General features: G+C 44.9%; 12 protein-coding genes. 11 read left to right on the forward strand and 1 reads right to left on the reverse strand.

The genetic code is table 11. From position 1 onward, the window contains the following. Nucleotides 1–39 precede the first annotated feature (39 nt). Nucleotides 40–1335 carry a citrate synthase gene (gene gltA, locus ACS8E3_RS06040; RefSeq protein ID WP_439242266.1) on the reverse strand — a complete coding sequence of 432 codons (1296 nt, stop codon included), beginning with the start codon at nt 1333–1335 and terminating at the stop codon, nt 40–42. Nucleotides 1336–2347: 1012 nt separating this feature from the next. Here gltA and sdhC point away from each other — a divergent pair. The 11 genes from sdhC (at nt 2348) to wecC (ending at nt 18077) form a co-directional block, all read left to right on the forward strand. Next, a complete protein-coding gene (gene sdhC / locus ACS8E3_RS06045; RefSeq protein WP_439242268.1) occupies nt 2348–2737 on the forward strand; it encodes a succinate dehydrogenase, cytochrome b556 subunit in 390 nt (129 codons plus the stop codon). Between the two features lie 2 nt (nt 2738–2739). Further along, nucleotides 2740–3123: a succinate dehydrogenase, hydrophobic membrane anchor protein gene (sdhD, locus tag ACS8E3_RS06050; RefSeq protein ID WP_439242414.1), complete on the forward strand. Its 384-nt coding sequence runs from the start codon at nt 2740–2742 to the stop codon at nt 3121–3123. A gap of 254 nt (nt 3124–3377) precedes the next feature. Continuing rightward, the gene (gene sdhA, locus ACS8E3_RS06055; protein ID WP_439242270.1) at nt 3378–5228 is read left to right on the forward strand and encodes a succinate dehydrogenase flavoprotein subunit; all 1851 of its coding nucleotides are present in this window, start codon (nt 3378–3380) and stop codon (nt 5226–5228) included. Nucleotides 5229–5404: 176 nt separating this feature from the next. Next, nucleotides 5405–6115 carry a succinate dehydrogenase iron-sulfur subunit gene (locus tag ACS8E3_RS06060; protein ID WP_439242272.1) on the forward strand — a complete coding sequence of 237 codons (711 nt, stop codon included), beginning with the start codon at nt 5405–5407 and terminating at the stop codon, nt 6113–6115. A 674-nt stretch (nt 6116–6789) separates the two neighbouring features. Then, the gene (locus ACS8E3_RS06065; RefSeq protein WP_439242274.1) at nt 6790–9675 is read left to right on the forward strand and encodes a 2-oxoglutarate dehydrogenase E1 component; all 2886 of its coding nucleotides are present in this window, start codon (nt 6790–6792) and stop codon (nt 9673–9675) included. 179 nt (nt 9676–9854) lie between these two features. Beyond that, nucleotides 9855–11126, forward strand: a complete 1272-nt coding sequence (odhB, locus tag ACS8E3_RS06070) for a 2-oxoglutarate dehydrogenase complex dihydrolipoyllysine-residue succinyltransferase (RefSeq protein WP_439242276.1) — start codon at nt 9855–9857, stop codon at nt 11124–11126. Between the two features lie 273 nt (nt 11127–11399). After that, entirely contained in the window at nt 11400–12851 is a 1452-nt protein-coding gene (gene lpdA / locus ACS8E3_RS06075; protein WP_439242278.1) for a dihydrolipoyl dehydrogenase, read from the forward strand. 251 nt (nt 12852–13102) lie between these two features. Further along, nucleotides 13103–14269, forward strand: coding sequence for an ADP-forming succinate--CoA ligase subunit beta (gene sucC, locus ACS8E3_RS06080; protein ID WP_439242280.1), 1167 nt, complete (start codon nt 13103–13105; stop codon nt 14267–14269). 148 nt (nt 14270–14417) lie between these two features. Further along, complete coding sequence (sucD, locus tag ACS8E3_RS06085; RefSeq protein WP_439242282.1) at nt 14418–15293, forward strand: succinate--CoA ligase subunit alpha; 876 nt, start codon at nt 14418–14420, stop codon at nt 15291–15293. Between the two features lie 360 nt (nt 15294–15653). Further along, complete coding sequence (gene wecB / locus ACS8E3_RS06090; protein ID WP_439242284.1) at nt 15654–16805, forward strand: non-hydrolyzing UDP-N-acetylglucosamine 2-epimerase; 1152 nt, start codon at nt 15654–15656, stop codon at nt 16803–16805. A gap of 30 nt (nt 16806–16835) precedes the next feature. Beyond that, nucleotides 16836–18077, forward strand: a complete 1242-nt coding sequence (wecC, locus tag ACS8E3_RS06095) for a UDP-N-acetyl-D-mannosamine dehydrogenase (protein ID WP_439242286.1) — start codon at nt 16836–16838, stop codon at nt 18075–18077. Nucleotides 18078–18155 lie beyond the last annotated feature (78 nt).

The raw sequence follows: 18155 nt of genomic DNA on the forward strand, positions 1-18155 counted from the left end.
TATGTTGGTAGATATGTTAATACAACAAATCGTTAACCCTTATTTGCGGTCTTCAACCTTGACAAGATCACGATGCGTCTGACCGGTATAGAGCTGACGCGGACGACCAATTTTGAACGGTGCGCTATGCATCTCAATCCAATGACTGATCCAACCTGAGGTACGCGCTAATGAGAAAATAACCGTAAACATAGACGTTGGGATACCGATAGCTTTTAGAATAATACCAGAATAGAAGTCAACGTTTGGATACAGATTACGCTCAATGAAGAACGGATCTTCTAAAGCGATTTTTTCTAGTTCCATAGCCAGCTCGAGCTTAGGATCATCGATACCTAGAGCTTCTAATACTTCATCACAAGCTTTTTTGAGTACTTGCGCGCGTGGGTCGAAGTTTTTGTAGACACGGTGACCAAAGCCCATCAGTTTCACTTCACGGCTCTTCACTTTTTCCATGAATTCTGGCACGTTTTCAACGCTACCGATCTCATCTAACATCTCAAGGACAGCTTCGTTAGCGCCGCCATGTGATGGACCCCATAAAGCGGCGATGCCCGCAGCGATACAAGCATAAGGGTTCGCGCCCGTAGAGCCGGCTAGGCGTACGGTAGACGTCGAAGCGTTTTGCTCATGATCGGCATGCAAGGTAAAGATTTTATCCATAGCATCGACGAGGATAGGATTGACTTTATAGTTAACATCAGCAGGAGTTGCAAACATCATGTACAAGAAGTTCTCTGCGTAGCTAAAGTCATTACGCGGATACATGAACGGCTCGCCCTGCGAGTATTTATAGCTCATAGCCGCTAGGGTCGGCATTTTTGCGATCAGACGGATGGCGGTGATTTCGCGATGATCTTCGTCGCTGATATCTAGCTTATCGTGATAAAACGCCGATAAAGCACCAACAACACCGACCATAATCGCCATAGGATGCGCGTCACGGCGGAAGCCTTCAAAGAACTTACGCAACTGATCATGGACGCCGGTATGCTGACGAATCTTCTCAAAGAAGTCGTCTTTTTGTTCTGCGTTTGGTAGATCGCCATGAATTAAAGCATAAGCAACTTCTAAGTATTCAGCGTGGTTTGCTAACTGATCGATAGGGTAGCCGCGGTATAACAGCTCACCTTTACCGCCATCAATAAAAGTAATCTTTGATTCAACAGGAGCTGTCACTTTAAAGCCAGGATCATAAGACCAAAAGCCTGAATCTTGCAAGGCAGCGATATCGATAACCGGACGACCTAAAGTACCTTGAATAATAGGAAGTTGGTATTCCTTACCCTCTGCGGTTAGTTTGGCTTCATTATTTGACTTAATGTTGTCAGCCATAATTTCCTCTCCATTGTTTTAGCGTATGAATGTAAAAGCGACGCTTGCTAGTGCGTCATACTGTGTAATCGTAACGGTTGGTCTCGTTACTGGTTAAGTCATTACTGAGGAGCGGTCACTTTGCACGCCGCTCACTTCATATGCAAGCTATATTAGCAGTAATTCAGGAAGAGGTGAAAAGACTTTTCTTAGCAAACACCAGATTCATAGGCTTTAAAGGCAGCTAAAAGGGTGATAAGTTGTATCAAAATATGTCTAATCTGTAATTTAGCGTTAATTTCGTCTGTTTTTAACACTTTTATAAGTTAAACGCTACTGATAAAGATAAGCTGAGAGTGATATATTTTAGGCCTATATAAATGCTAAAGCCGTGAACAAAAGGTACAAAGTAGCAAAACTATGCTGACAGACCACTCAATGTAAGAAAAGATGCAGCTGTGATATGCATTTATAAAGGATATGAGCTGATAAGTAGAGTCACATTCAAAAAGTTGAACCAACCATTACCGAAACTTAAGTTTTTGTAAAAATAACGACAAAAGTGACTATTTCAGGGATAAATTTGTAATTAGGCGCCAGTCATTTTATAATTGCGTTAATTTAACTGGCATACGCTTTGTCAATTTGATGCAAACCTATCAAAAGTTAACGGCTAATAAGGTTTTTTCTAATATCTTGTTACGATTGATAGGGTATTCTAGGGATTAAAAAGCGTTTAAGACTTGAATGTTATTGTTATTTATTCTATTTTTAGAATGATGATCATGTAGTTATTCTTAATAAAGATGAGCCGATGGCGTTATCTTTTTTTTGTGTTTATGGTGGTTAACAGACACTAGTGGGAATAATTCAGTCATCGCTCAGTAAATATGTCATATCACCATGATGGCGTAACGTGCATTTAGCAAAGTCAGCTAGCTCTTCCTTATTTTATTCATCTCGTATGTTGCTCAGTGCGTTTGGTAGATGATTGCCAGACCATAAGTAGAACTCGAGTATAACCGCTAAAAGGATGCCCGCTGTGAAAAGCAACCGACCTATTGATCTGCCCTTAAGCCAAGTGATTACCATAAACGCCAAATCACCGATTGCGATTGCCTCGATCATGCATCGTATCTCTGGCATTATTCTATTTTTACTTATTCCTGTCATGTTGTGGTTACTACAAACTTCTTTGGCTTCGCCTGAGAGCTTTGCGACTGTGTTCGACAATGTGCTAGTGCGTTTTGTCGCTTGGATATTTGTCGCGGCTATCTCATACCATTTTGTGATGGGCGTCAAGCATCTACTTGCTGATATAGGGATGAACGAAGAGCTAAAATCAGGTCGCACTGCGGCAGTGGTTAGCTTTGTGATTGCAGCGATATTGATTGTCGCGTCATTTGTATGGGTGATGTTCTAATGATAAAAAATAATTCAGGTGTCAAAAGTGCCACTGGTCTTACCGGTTCAGGCTCACGCGATTGGGTAGTGCAGCGCTTCGGTGCGCTAGTGCTAGCAATATATAGCCTTGTCTTATTAGGTTACTTTTTAACGCATAGCGGTGTAGGCTTCGTTGAGTGGAGCGCCTTTATTACTAGCTTGCCTATGCGTTTATTTAGTTTAGTCGCTATCATCGCGCTAGCAGGACATGCTTGGGTTGGGATTTGGACGGTGTTGACCGATTATGTTAAATCGAGCGGTCTGCGTTTACTGTTACAAGCTTTGATGGTTGCCGCTATTTTGGTTTACGTATTTTGGGGCATCATGATCTTTTGGGGCAATGGCTTTGGCGTTATCGCTGTATAACTTTTGAGCGCAGCGCTTTGATAGAGGATTAGGTAATTGGGTTAAAACCTTTGAATCGCAATGAGCGTTTTAAAGCTTGCCGATTAGTCGCTATATCACTGAATAACGATAGTAATGGTTATAACCAGCCAAACACTCACCCTTTATAAGCGTAAAGCACAGATCTAGATAGTAGATAGCCCTTGTAGTTACTTCGCTAGCACCCTGTATCAATAAAATAGGTGCCAGCACAAACAGGCATTAGGAAAATCACAATGGCAACAAGACAAGATAATACTATTAGCAACATTAAAACCCTTAATTACGATGCAGTCATCGTCGGCGGTGGTGGCTCAGGTATGCGTGCCTCGCTGCAATTGGCCGAATCGGGTATGAATGTCGCGGTCATTACTAAAGTATTTCCAACGCGTTCACACACCGTAGCCGCTCAAGGTGGTATCGGTGCAAGCCTTGGTAATATGAGCAATGACAACTGGCATTTTCACTTTTATGACACCGTCAAAGGCTCAGATTGGTTAGGCGATCAAGACGCTATCGAATATATGTGCCGCGAAGCCCCGAAAGTGGTTTACGAGCTTGAGCACATGGGTATGCCTTTTGACCGCAACGAAGATGGTACGATTTATCAGCGTCCGTTTGGTGGTCATACCTCAAACTACGGCGAAAAAGCGGTACAACGTGCTTGCGCGGCAGCTGATAGAACCGGTCACGCGCTCTTGCATACCTTGTATCAGAAAAATCTTGAACAAGGCACGCAGTTTTTTATCGAGTGGATTGCCCTTGATTTGATCAAGGACGAAGACGGCAACATCAACGGTGTCATCGCTCTGGAACAAGAGACGGGCACAGTGGCAGTATTCCAATCGCCAATTACCGTCTTAGCGACAGGTGGTGCCGGTCGTATTTTTGCCGCCTCTACTAACGCTTATATTAATACCGGCGACGGTATCGGCATGGCGGTTCGCGCTGGTGTGCCTCTACAAGACATGGAGTTTTGGCAGTTTCACCCAACGGGTGTGGCTGGAGCCGGTGTGCTATTGACAGAAGGGTGCCGCGGTGAAGGTGCTATCTTACGTAACAAAGATGGCGAAGCCTTTATGGAGCGTTACGCGCCAACGGTTAAAGATTTAGCACCGCGCGATCTTGTATCGCGCTCTATGGACCAAGAAATCAAAGAAGGCCGCGGCTGTGGACCGAATGCTGATTATATCGTGATGGATATGACCCATTTAGGTGTTGATACCATTATGAAGCGCTTGCCATCGGTGTTTGAGATTGGTAAAAACTTTGCTAACGTCGATATCACCAAAGAGCCTATTCCAGTGATTCCAACGATCCATTATATGATGGGTGGTATTCCAACCACTATTCATGGTCAGGTGATCACTCCGAATCTAGAAGCCGGCACCGATGATGAAGGTCTATATACCGAAGGCACGATTGTCAAAGGTCTATACGCTATTGGCGAATGCGCCTGCGTCAGTGTCCACGGCGCTAACCGTTTAGGCACCAACTCACTGCTTGATTTAGTCGTCTTTGGTCGTGCAGCGGGCAAGCATATCGTTGATGAATATCATCACAATGATCATAACTACAAGCCACTTGATACTCATGTGTTAGACTTCACTGTAGGCCGCTTAAATAAGCTACAGCAGTCAACCGAAGGCTACAATGCACAAGATGTCGCCGATGAGATTCGCGCTATTATGCAAAAGCATGCTAGTGTATTCCGTACTCAAGCGCTAATGGATGAAGGCGTAGAGAAGCTGTTGGCTCTAGGAGAAAAGATCGATCATATTCACTTAGCGGATAAGTCACAAGTATTTAACACCGCTCGTATCGAAGCTTTCGAAGTGATTAACTTATACGAAGTAGCCAAAGCGACGATGATCTCAGCGGCTAGCCGTCATGAGAGCCGCGGCGCACACAGTGTCGCTGATTATGACCGTCCTGAAGATGATGATTACGCGCCAAATGGTCGTAACGATCACGACTGGATGAAGCACACTATCTGGTACTCTGATGATAACCGTATCATTTATAAGCCTGTGCGCAAGATTCCATTAACAGTCGATTATATTGAACCAAAAGTTCGCGTTTATTAATTAATCGTTATTTGGATTGTTCGGAGCTAGCGCATACTGATGCGCTAGTACCAATAACATATTAAGATATTTTATTTTATGCAGCTTACTGCCAGCTACAAGTTACTCAACAGCACTTACGCTAAGAGAATAGAACCCTTGTATGCCAGCCATTACTAAGTGTGGAGTTTAGCAATATGAGCCGAGGTACTCGCACCATCGAAATTTATCGCTACGATCCTGATGTGGACGCAGCGCCGCGCATGCAAACCTATACGATTGAGTTATTAGAGTCAGATCGTATGTTGCTTGATTTATTATTACGCCTAAAGAAAGAAGATGAAACCATCACTTTCCGCCGCTCGTGCCGTGAAGGTATTTGTGGTTCTGACGGTATGAACATCAATGGTAAAAATGGCTTAGCATGTCTCATTAACATGAATACGCTACCTGAAAAAATTACTATTAGACCACTACCTGGACTGCCAGTCGTTCGTGACTTAGTCGTAGATATGAACCAGTTCTACGAGCAGTATGAAAAAGTGCATCCTTACTTGATCAACGATCAGCCAGCACCGCCGACGGAACGTTTGCAGTCTCCTGAGCAGCGTGAACAGTTGAATGGTCTTTATGAGTGTATTCTTTGTGCTTGCTGCTCAACCGCTTGCCCTTCATTTTGGTGGAATCCGGATAAGTTCTTGGGACCATCAGCATTACTACATGCTTATCGCTTCGTAGCCGATAGTCGTGATAGCGATGCGCAAGCTCGCCTAGCGCGCTTAGATGATCCGTTCAGTTTGTTCCGTTGCCGCGGTATTATGAACTGCGTTTCAGTCTGTCCAAAAGGCCTGAACCCAACCAAAGCTATTGGTCATCTGCGTAATTTGCTGATCGATCAAGCCGGTTAATATAACGACACACTGTTTATCAGGTACAAAAAAACACCGTCCTAAGGCGGTGTTTTTCTTTTGTTAATGTTTTGTGTTAAGTGCAACGATAATCACAAACTAGCCATAAAAACTTACGAGCGAAAATGTTATCATTAGCAGCATTAGCTTAATTGACGAATTTTATTGATTCTCAGCTAAATCTTATGTTTCTCGATAGTAAGATAGCTATTGTTAGCGTCTGCTATGATAGTGAATATTCATTACTTAAATACCTAGTATTGAACAAACAAACTATGGTTAGTTGGTAGGTCGTGCTACCCTAGGGAGCATTGTATAGCGAAAGCGAAAGGATACTAATAATTAGTAGACTCTATAAATAGTTATTATTAACAAAATGGTTATTAATAATAAGTCGCTATTATTAAATTATCCACAATTACTCTTGAATAATAGGGTAATGAGCCTATTACTGATTTATGACGGTCATAGTGAGTCTCTTAAAGCAAAAATTGAGCTATAGGCATAGTTATGGCTAGAGCTAGTATATATAAATTATTATTATCAAACGACTAAGATAATAAGACTGAGCGTTCACAAATAGTCGATTTAGCCCGAAATACTCTAATATTTACTAATAATTATAAGTACAACCCGCAATTCCCATTCATTTATCTATGAAATAGACGATTATTATGAATAGTACAACTCAAAGAAAAGCCGATGTAGGATACACAGAACTTGCTGCTGATAATGCTCATTATATCGAAGCTCTTTATGAGCAGTTCTTAACCGACCCTAACAGCGTCGATGAAGATTGGCAGCAGTACTTCAAACAATATCAATCGCCAAATGATGCGAAGCATAACGCCATTCAAGACCAATTCTTGCTACTGGCACGCAATCAGACGGCAAATAAAGCGGGAGCCTCGGCTGCTAGCAGTGATAGCAGCACCGCTCATTGTGCTGACCCTAAGCAAATGGGCGTGCAGCAGCTCATCTCCGCTTATCGTCGCCGTGGTCATCGCCGCGCGCAGCTGGATCCTTTAGATTTGCACCCACGCGATAAAGTCGAAGACTTGACGCTGGCCTATCACAATCTATCAGAAGCCGATTTAGATACCATCTTTCCAACCAACGATCTAAAAATTGGCAAGCCTGAAGCGTCGCTGCGTGAGATTATTGAGATCATGGAGCGCGTCTATTGCCGCTATATCGGTATCGAATATATGCATGTGACCACTAGCGTTGAGAAACGCTGGATGGAGCAGTATATGGAAAGCAATCTTGGCCATATAGAATTCGATAAAGAAAAACGCTTATCTATCCTTGAGCGCTTAACCGCTGCCGAAGGGTTGGAGAAATACTTAGCGCGTAAATATACTGGGGTAAAACGCTTCGGCTTAGAAGGCGGTGAGAGCTTTATTCCTGCCGTTAACGAAATTATCCAACGTGCTGGTGGCTATGGTACCAAAGAGATGGTTATCGGCATGGCTCACCGTGGACGTCTAAACTTACTGGTCAATATCTTAGGTAAAAACCCAGCGGATTTATTCGATGAGTTCGATGGTAAAGTGCAGCCAGAAAAAGGCTCAGGCGACGTTAAATATCACAATGGCTACTCCTCAAACGTGATGACGCCTGGTGGAGAGGCGCATTTGGCCTTAGCCTTTAACCCCTCACATCTTGAGATTGTGGCGCCCGTACTACAAGGCTCAGTACGCGCACGGCAAGTCCGCCGTAACGACCAGCCAAAAGACCATGGTAAAGATGGCAACTCGGTATTACCGATTGTCGTGCATGGCGATGCCGCTTTTGCTGCGCAGGGCGTCGTACAAGAGACCTTCCAGATGTCACAAACCCGCGCTTATACCACTGGCGGTACTGTACATATCGTTATTAATAACCAAGTTGGCTTTACTACTAGCCGTCAAGAAGATGCACGCTCGACAGAGTACTGTACCGATATTGCAAAAATGGTGCATGCGCCTATTCTCCATGTCAATGGCGACGATCCTGAATCGGTAGTTTTTGCCGCGCAATTGGCGCTAGATTATCGCCATGAGTTTGATAAAGACATCGTTATCGATCTCTTCTGCTATCGCCGTAATGGTCACAACGAAGCGGATGAACCTTCAGCTACGCAGCCGCTGATGTATTCAGTGATCAAAAAACTACCTACGACACGTACTATTTATACCAATAAGCTTATTGAAGCGGGTGTCATTAGTAAAGACGAAGCGGCTAAATATGAAGATGAATACCGCGAATCACTAGATCGCGGCGAGTATGTGGCTAACTCGCTAGTGAGCGAGCCTGATGAAGCATTGTTTGTCGATTGGACACCGTACTTAGGTCATGAGCTAGAGGATGACTGGGAGACTGGCGTCGATATCGAGCTACTAAAAGACTATGGTAAGCGCATGGCGGTGATGCCTGAAGGCTACAAGCTACAGCGTCAAGTACAAAAAGTAGTCGAGCAGCGCTTAGCGATGCAAACTGGCGAAGAGCCACTGAACTGGGGCGCGGCTGAAACACTCGCTTATGCCAGTTTAGTTGAGCACGATAAAACCTTAGTGCGTATCACTGGGGAAGATGTCGGCCGTGGTACTTTCTCGCATCGTCATAGCGAGATATACAATATGACTGATGGCAGTATGTACGTGCCACTAGCGCATATGAGTAAAGATCAAGCGCGATTTGCGACTTATAACTCGTTACTCTCGGAAGAAGCGGTGCTAGCCTTTGAATATGGTTATGCGACTACCGTGCCAAATGCATTGGTGGTTTGGGAAGCACAGTTTGGCGACTTTGTTAATGGCGCGCAAATGGTCATCGACCAGTTTATCGCTAGTGGTGAGACGAAGTGGCAGCGCGTTTGCGGCTTGACCATGTTGTTACCACATGGCTATGAAGGTCAGGGTCCTGAGCATTCATCAGCCCGTCTTGAGCGCTTCTTGCAGCTCTGCGCTGAAGATAATATGCAAGTGATTACTCCAACCACGCCAGCGCAGATATTCCACGCGTTACGTCGTCAAGCGGTACGTCCGATTCGTAAGCCTTTGATCGTTATGTCGCCGAAGAGCTTACTACGTCATAAGCTTGCTACCTCAGAGCTAGAAGATCTATCTAGTGGTCATAAGTTTGAGACGGTGCTCCCTGAGATCGATAAGCAAGACGCGGATAAGATTACTCGCTTAGTACTCTGTGGCGGTAAGGTCTATTATGACTTACTTGAGCAGCGCCGCGAGCTGGGCTTAGATCATGTGGCTATCGTGCGTATTGAGCAGCTGTACCCGCTACCAGAAGAGCGCTTAATCGCTGAATTTGAGAAATACAGCAATCTAAAAGAGATCGTTTGGACGCAAGAAGAGCCTTTGAACCAAGGGGCTTGGTATTACCTAGCGCCGCATATGTTCCGCATTGTGGTACCGCATCCAACCAAAGCGAAAGTGATGGAGCCTGTTGCGCGTCCGCCAAGTGCAGCACCAGCTACTGGATCGCCAAAATTGCATGCCAGCCAGCAGCAAGACTTAATCGCAGGTGGCTTAGGTGTAGAAGTCTCACAACTTACAAAATAGTTTTGTAAAAGCATTAGCTTGAAAAAGATCGAATAAGCAGGTGGTAGCAGTCAGTGTATTATGAATTTAAGAGAAGTATTGAAACAAAGTACTTAAATAAATAATGCTAATCAAATCACTTGGCTGCTTACCGCAATTTCATAATAAATAGTATTTATCCCAATCTAAGGAGTATATCGATGGCTGAGATTAAAGCCCCTGTGTTTCCAGAATCGGTAGCTGATGGCACAATCGTTGAGTGGCACGTTACTGAAGGTCAACAAGTCAACCGTGATGATATTTTAGCGGAGATCGAAACGGACAAAGTCGTATTAGAAGTGGTTGCCCCTGATGATGGCGTCGTCACCAAAATCATTAAGCAAGTTGATGATACGGTTGAGTCAGACGATCTGATCGCTGAGTTTGAAGCTGGCGCTAGCGGCAGTACCGATAGTGGTAGTGATGATAGCGGCAATCAGGATGCGGAAGCTCCAGCCGTCGATCCAAACCAACCTGCTGCCCCCGTACAGAAAAAACAAGCAGCCGATGGCGGTGAGCCAGTACAAGCGACGGATAAGAAAGAAGACGATCATAAAGATCAAAGCCCAGCGGTGCGTAAAGCGGCTAAAGAGTCTGGCGTTGATCCGAAGAATGTTGAAGGCAGTGGTCGTGATGGTCGCGTTACCAAATCTGATATGGCTAGTCCTAAACTCAAAGCCGACAGCAGCATCAAAAACGATAAAGGCACGCCAGTCGCTGAATCTACTGGTGAGCGTAGCGAAAAACGCGTGCCGATGACGCGTCTGCGTAAGCGTGTCGCTGAACGTCTACTCTCTGCAACGCAAGAAACAGCAATGCTGACCACGTTTAACGAAGTCAACATGAAGCCGCTGATGGATATGCGTACAAAGTACAAAGATCAATTTGAGAAGCGTCATGGTGTGCGTCTAGGCTTTATGTCGTTATTCGTTAAAGCAGCGACTGAAGCATTGAAACGCTTTCCAGCGGTTAACGCCTCACTTGATGGCGATGATATCGTTTATCATGGTTTTTATGATATCGGTGTTGCCGTATCGTCAGATCGCGGCTTAGTGGTACCAGTACTACGTGATACCGATCAGATGAGCATGGCGGATGTCGAGAGTAAAATCCGTGAGCTCGGCGGTAAAGCGCAAGACGGTAAACTCGGTCTTGATGAAATGACAGGCGGTACTTTCACTATCTCTAACGGTGGTGTCTTTGGCTCGCTGATGTCAACGCCTATTTTGAACCCACCACAAACCGCTATCTTAGGAATGCATGCGATCAACGATCGCCCTATGGCTGTTGATGGTAAAGTTGAGATTTTACCGATGATGTACTTAGCGCTATCTTATGATCACCGCATGATCGATGGTAAAGAAGCGGTACAGTTCTTGGTTACGCTCAAGGATCTCGTCGAAGACCCAACCATGCTGTTATTAGACCTATAAGCTTCTAAGCTTGTATTGGCAATCGCTAATACAAGCTTTTTACCTTTATGCCAATAAGCGTTCTGTCTTGTCTACTGTTTAAAACAATAAACTTCACCTTAAAACTCTCGCTATTCATTTTAGATGAACCATCCTGCCAAGATAGTGTATTAACGATATATCTTGAGTTTGATGCATTATGAATCCATTAAAATAAGTAGCGCTGCAAGCGAGAATAGCGTCAACAGCATAGAGCCAAACTAAATTTTATGATAAGAATATTAGGAAACTACTATGAAAGATAATTATGATCTAGTCGTTATCGGCGGCGGACCTGGTGGTTACGAAGCGGCTATTCGTGCCGGACAATTGGGTATGAGCGTGGCTTGTATCGAAAAGCGCGTCTATAAAGGCGAGCCGGCGCTCGGCGGTACTTGCTTAAACGTCGGCTGTATCCCTTCAAAAGCTCTGCTCGATACCTCACACCGTTATGAAGCCACTAAGCATGACCTTGACGAGCATGGTATCAGCACCGGCGATATCGGCATCAATGTCGAGAAGATGATTGAGCGTAAAGAAGGTATCGTCAAGCAATTAACCGGCGGTGTTGCAGCACTACTCAAAGGCAATGGTGTCGACTGGCTACAAGGCTGGGGCACGCTAGTCGACGGTAAAGGCGCTGACAAGCAAGTTAAATTCGTTGCCTTAGAAGATGAAGCGGAAAGCACCATTACCGCGAAGAACGTCATCTTGGCCTCAGGTTCTGTCCCTATCGATATCCCTGTTGCTAAAGTAGATCATGAGCATATCGTTGACTCGACTGGCGCACTTGATTTCACTGAAACGCCGAAGCGTTTGGGTGTCATTGGCGCAGGCGTTATCGGTCTTGAGCTGGGTTCAGTATGGCGTCGTCTTGGCGCAGAAGTTGTGGTCTATGAAGCGCTGCCTGAATTTTTGGCGGCTGCTGATAAAGATATCGCCAAAGAAGCGCGTAAGATGTTTAAAAAACAAGGCTTAGATATCCGCGTCGATACTAAAGTCACTAATGCTGAAGTCAAAGATGGTCAAGTCGTCGTCACTAGCGAAAACAAAGGCGAAGCCTCAGATGAAAGCTTCGATAAATTAATCGTGTGTGTTGGTCGCCGCGCTTATGCTGAGAAGCTACTTGGCGATGACAGCGGTGTGCAATTGACCGAGCGCGGTCTTATCGATGTCGATGATCAGTGCAAAACCAATCTCGATGGCGTCTACGCTATCGGCGATCTAGTCCGTGGCCCTATGCTGGCGCATAAGGCGATGGAAGAGGGCATGATGGCGGTTGAGCGTATCCATGGCGAAAAAGCGCAAGTCAATTATGACACTATCATCAATGTCATCTATACCCATCCAGAAATTGCTTGGGTCGGTATGACTGAACAAGAAGCTACTGAGGCAGGCTACGAGGTCAAAACTGGCTCATTCAATCTAGCCGCTAACGGCCGTGCTCTTGCGCAAAGCGAAGCGCAAGGCTCGATCAAAGTGGTTGCCGATGCCAAGACTGACCGTTTACTCGGTATGCATGCTATCTCTGCTGGCGCTGGCGACATCGTCCATCAAGGCATGATCGCGATGGAGTTTGTCTCTAGTATCGAGGACTTGCAGCTGATGACCTTTGCGCATCCGACTATCTCAGAAGCGGTACATGAAGCTGCCTTATCTGCTGACGGCCGTGCTATTCACGCCATTCAGCGCAAAAAACGTAAATAGTGTCAGTGCAGCTTTGTCTTTAGTTGGTCATCACTTAATGCTAGAGAAGATGGCAACTAAAGCGCCAATAGCTGCCAAACTGTCAGGCTAATGCGCTGTTACGCGGACAATCCTAAGCGTATAATTCACTATTTTTGGCGATAGTGGTATCTATCACTATCGCTAATGTTAAACGTCCTAGCTACATTTAGCGCGTTTGTTTGACTATTTATTATCACTTTTTCAATTGAAAAAAATAAAGGATACAATCAATGAATTTACATGAGTATCAAGCCAAAGAACTTCTAAAAAGTTACGGCCTACCGATCCAAGAAGGTATCGTCGCTCATAGCGGTGACGAAGCCGCGGCGGCCTTTGATAAAACCCCAACCGATATTGCGGTTATCAAAGCGCAGGTTCATGCCGGCGGCCGTGGTAAAGCTGGCGGGGTAAAACTCGTTAAGACACGTGAAGAAGCCAAGCAAGTGGCTGAAGAGCTTATCGGCACCAACTTAGTGACGTTTCAGACTGACGCCGATGGCCAACCGGTCAACTTCGTACTAGTCGCCGAAGACATGTACCCGGTACAAACGGAGCTCTATCTAGGCGCAGTCGTCGATCGCTCTACTCGCCGCGTGACCTTTATGGCTTCAACCGAAGGCGGCGTGGATATCGAAGAAGTGGCTAATGAGACTCCTGAGAAAATATTCAAAGTCACTGTTGATCCGTTAGTTGGTTTAATGCCGTATCAAGCGCGTGAAGTAGCGTTTCAGCTAGGTCTAGAAGGCAAACAGATCAATCAGTTTGTGAAGATTATGACTGGCGCTTATCATGCTTTTGTTGATAATGACTTTGCGCTATTAGAAGTGAACCCATTAGCGGTTCGCGAAAACGGCGAGATCGTCTGCGTCGATGGCAAAATCGGTATTGATTCAAACGCGCTGTTCCGCCTGCCAAAGATCGCCGCACTACAAGACAAAACGCAAGAGAACGAGCGTGAGCTAAAAGCCGCTGAGTTCGATCTCAACTATGTCGCCCTAGAAGGTAACATCGGTTGTATGGTCAACGGTGCCGGTCTTGCGATGGCGACGATGGATATCATCAAGCTCTATGGCGGCAAGCCTGCTAACTTCTTAGACGTGGGCGGCGGCGCGACCAAAGATCGCGTGGTTGAAGCGTTCAAAATCATTCTAGAAGACAGCAGCGTTGAGGGTGTACTAATCAATATCTTCGGCGGTATCGTGCGCTGTGACATGATCGCCGAAGCAATTATCGCCGCGGTCAAAGAAGTCGATGTACAAGTACCTGTTGTCGTACGCCTAGAGGGTAACAACGCTGAGAAAGGTATCGAGCTTCTAGAGCAATCTGATGTCAAAATCATCTCCGCTCAAGGCCTTGCAGGCGCTGCGCAAAAAATCGTCGATGCGGTCAAAGCCTAAACCTTAAGCTAAGATTAAATCATTAGGCGTTAATTACAGGCTATATACAGTAGCGTTCACCCGTAATAGCTGCCGCTAGCTTACTTATTTAAGTCAGCCCGCCGCTATTACAACCCGCTATTAGACAACCGAATACAAGGATAAAATAATGAGTGTATTAATTGATAAAGATACCAAAGTATTGGTACAGGGTTTCACCGGAAAAAACGGTACCTTCCACTCTGAGCAAGCGATCGAATACGGCACCAAAGTCGTCGGCGGTGTGACGCCAGGTAAAGGCGGACAAACGCATTTAGGCTTGCCAGTGTTTAACACTATGGCAGAGGCGATGGAAGCTACGCAAGCTGATGCTTCGGTCATCTATGTACCTGCGCCATTCGTACTAGATTCTATCGTCGAGGCAGTCGATGCAGGCGTCAAGCTGATCATCGTTATCACTGAAGGCGTACCGACTATCGATATGCTAAAAGCCAAGCGCTATATCGAAGAAGCCGGCGATGTACGTATGGTCGGTCCGAACTGCCCAGGGGTCATCACCCCAGGCGAGTGCAAGATCGGTATCATGCCAGGTCACATCCATCTACCAGGCAAAGTGGGCATCATCTCGCGCTCTGGTACGCTCACCTATGAAGCGGTCGCGCAAACGACGAAGCTTGGCTTCGGTCAGTCAACGTGTATCGGTATCGGCGGCGATCCAATTCCAGGGATGAATCAGATCGATGCGCTAAAACTATTCCAAGACGATCCACAAACCGAAGCGATTGTCTTGATCGGTGAGATCGGTGGTACCGCTGAGGAAGAAGCAGCCGCTTATATTAAAGACAATGTCACCAAACCTGTCGTTGGTTATATCGCTGGTGTCACCGCTCCTGCCGGTAAGCGTATGGGTCACGCGGGTGCGATCATCTCAGGTGGTCAAGGTACGGCTGAGGAGAAGTTCAAAGCCTTTGAAGATGCGGGCATCGCCTATACTCGCGATCCGTCAAAAATCGGCGATAAGCTGAAGGAAGTGACGGGTTGGTAGTCGAGGTATTCCCAAAAGTAAATAAAGGTTTAAGAATCAACTACTAAAGACATGTTGAGAAATTAGAGAGACACCCCTATAATGGGGTGTTTTTTTATGTTAAAAAATTGCTATGAGAAACGAGGTGCTGGTCATTGGTTGAGATACGTATAAGGCTTTTCAATTTGCAGTACTAAAAAGCTTCTAAAGCATCAATTTTTTGATAAGTCATTTTCGCTGATAATCGTATAACACGGGAATATTCTTAAAACTAATATATGCCAGAATATTTATGATTGGCAAAGCAGTAATCTTTAGGGTTATCAAGTCGCACTATAATTCACTTTTAAAGAACAAGGTTTACATCAACAAGAGATCTCTATGATAAAAGTACTAAGTATATTTGGCACTCGTCCAGAAGCCATCAAAATGGCGCCAGTCGTCAAAGCGTTAGAAGCTAATCCTAATATTAAGTCATTAGTTTGCGCCACCGCCCAGCACCGTGAAATGCTTGATCAAGTACTATCCCTGTTCGAGATTAACCCTGATTATGATTTAGATATTATGAAATCAGGTCAGAGTTTGACTCAAGCCAGCTCAAGAATGCTAATGGCTCTTGAGCCTATTCTTGCAGAATCTCAGCCAGATTTAGTGCTAGTACATGGCGATACTTCGACCACGCTCTGCGGAGCGCAAGCGGCATTTTATCAGCAGATTCCTATTGGCCATGTAGAGTCAGGACTCCGTACTTATGATATCTACTCTCCTTGGCCAGAAGAGGCTAATAGACAGCTAACCAGTATTATCACTAAGCTGCACTTTTCACCGACTAAAAGAGCGGCTCAGAACTTATATGATGAGCATAACAATCCTGAATTTATCTATGTCACTGGCAACACCGTTGTCGATGCACTGTTAAATGTGAAAAATAAGCTAGAAAATAACGAGCAATTACGAAGTGAGCTGCAGCAGCAGTTTTCTGAATTAGACTTTACTAAGCGTCGTGTACTCATTACAGGTCATCGCCGAGAAAACTTTGGTAATGGCTTTGAGTCGATTTGCCAAGCCATTCAAGATCTTGCAAAAAAATACCCTGATTATGAGTTTGTTTATCCTGTACACCTCAACCCTAATGTCAAAGAACCGGTAGAACGTTTATTACACGGTTTGGATAACGTCAAGCTTATCGAACCACAGGATTACTTACCCTTTGTTTATTTAATGAGTACCAGTCATATTATTCTAACTGACTCAGGCGGTATCCAAGAAGAAGCACCATCGCTCGGTATTCCTGTACTTGTTATGCGTAGTACGACTGAGCGTCAAGAAGCTGTTGAAGCAGGGACTGTCAAACTAGTGGGCACACATCACGCTACTATCGTGGCTGAAGTTAGTAATCTAATTGAAAATGAAGCTATTTATGCAAAAATGAGTGAGGCACATAACCCATACGGTGATGGTCAAGCTTCACAACGCATAACAGAGACTATTGTTAATTTTTTCGAACAGAAAAAAGCTTCAGAGACAATTTAACCAACTATATATAGAGTAATTGAGATAAAAATGAAAAATATTTGTGTGTTCGGCCTAGGTTATATTGGTTTACCAACAGCAGCGATGTTTGCCCATCATGGTGCTAACGTCGTTGGCGTCGATGTCAATCAGCACGCGGTTGATACCATCAATCAAGGCAAAATTCATATCGTTGAGCCTGGCCTTGAAGCGATCGTCAAACAAGCAGTAGATAACGGCAAACTGAAAGCTAGTCTCACTCCTGAGCATTCGGACGCTTATCTCATTGCGGTACCAACCCCATTTAAAGGTGATGACCATACGCCTGACTTATCTTATATTCAGGCCGTTAGTGAAGCTTTAGCACCGCTGTTAGAAAAAGGTGATGTAGTGATCCTAGAATCAACCTCGCCAGTAGGGGCTACCGAAAAAATGGTGGCTTGGCTTTCCGCTGCGCGCCCTGATTTAACTTTTCCTAAGTATCATGAGCCAGATAATGAAGCCGATATCTATGTCGCTTATTGCCCCGAGCGCGTGTTACCGGGCAAGGTAGTCGAAGAGCTTATCTCCAATGACCGTATCATTGGTGGTATGACCAAAGAATCGACCAAAAAAGCACAAGAAGTCTATCGTGTCTTTGTCGAAGGGGAGCTACTAGCAACCAACTCGCGTACGGCTGAGATGGCAAAACTGACTGAAAACGCCTCTCGTGATGTGAGTATTGCCTTTGCCAATGAGTTGTCTGTCATTTCTGATAAGCTCGATATCAATGTCTGGGAGCTGATTGAGCTGGCCAATCACCATCCGCGCGTCAATATCTTGCAGCCTGGTGCTGGTGTCGGTGGGCACTGCATCGCTGTCGATCCTTGGTTTATCGTGAATCAGAACCCAGATGAGGCAAAGATCATCCGTGCGGCCCGTGAGATCAATGACAATAAGCCAAAATGGGTGATTGAAAAAATCAATGCTGAGGTTGATAAGTTAAAAGAGCAAGGTGTTGAGAAGCCTACAGTTGCGTTACTAGGTTTGGCTTTTAAACCTAATATCGATGATTTACGTGAGAGTCCAGCCGTACATATTGCCAGAGAAATGTTAGATATTGATTCAGCAGAAGTTCTACTGGTGGAGCCGAATATTACTGAATTGCCTAAGAGTTTGACAGTCGGAAACTTAGTTGAGTTGGATTCAGCTTTAGAGCAAGCAGATGTCATTGCGGTTTTAGTTGGTCATGATGATTTTGATCAGTTAAACGCTACTAATAAGAGTGTAATGAACTTTGTATCCAATAGTTAAATTTACTATTACTACATAGCTAAAAAGGCATTAAATAGCTTTTTGTCAGATTGTTTAGTGCCTACTCTCCATCTTACG

The sequence above is a fragment of the Psychrobacter sp. 2Y5 genome (assembly GCF_051847375.1).
GTDB lineage: Bacteria > Pseudomonadota > Gammaproteobacteria > Pseudomonadales > Moraxellaceae > Psychrobacter.